Annotated in this window: 2 pseudogenes; one reads left to right on the plus strand and one right to left on the minus strand. The window is 56.8% G+C overall.

Annotation, left to right across the window (positions count from 1 at the left end):
• Positions 1-246: pseudogene (locus tag ACTHUM_RS16605) on the plus strand (uracil-DNA glycosylase family protein); the annotation flags it as partial.
• A gap of 71 nt (positions 247-317) precedes the next feature.
• On the opposite strand, the pseudogene ACTHUM_RS16610 reads toward ACTHUM_RS16605, so the two are convergent.
• Positions 318-717 (minus strand): annotated as a pseudogene (locus ACTHUM_RS16610) (thiazole synthase); the annotation flags it as partial.

The following is a 717-nucleotide window of genomic DNA, read 5'->3' on the forward strand; positions in this document are numbered from 1 at the left end:
GAACACATCCGCTCCGAGCTTGCCGAAATGCAAAACGAGCTGACCGCTTCGCAAGCGCGCGCAGTCTTGTTCCTCGGCAAAATCTTCGACAGCCCCGACATGATCGGGCTGATGAACGAATTGTGCGCAGAGCGGCCGCATTTCGTCATTCCCCACCCCGCCCGCCTACTGATGCAGCCGCAACTCAAAGCGCAGGCATGGCAAATCTTAAAGCCATTGAAACAGCTTTTGGCCAAGGCCGTCTGAACATTCTGTTCAACCTAAAATCAGGTTTTCCACCAACAAAAAAGGGCGTGTACGACACGCCCTGACGTTTATTAATATTCCGCTGAATGCCAAAAAGGCTGACCCACCGTCGGCGTACTGGCGCGCGCTTTCTCACGCGCCTCCACAGGTTCCGCCTCATAAGCCAGACGGCCCGACTCGACCGCAAGCGCAAAAGCGTGTGCCATATTAACCGGATCACCGCTACGGGAAACAGCGGTATTTAACAACACGCCGTCAAAACCCCATTCCATCACTTGCGCCGCCTGCGAAGGCAAACCCAAACCCGCGTCGATAATCAACGGCGTGTCGGGCAGGCGTTCACGTAGGACTTTCAGCGCATAAGCATGAACCGCGCCCAAACCCGTGCCAATCGGCGCCGCCCACGGCATCAACGCCTGACAGCCTGCGTCAAGCAGTCGGCGGCAGGCAATCAGGTCTTCGGTGCAATAA

The organism is Neisseria sp. P0021.S006, from assembly GCF_051956895.1.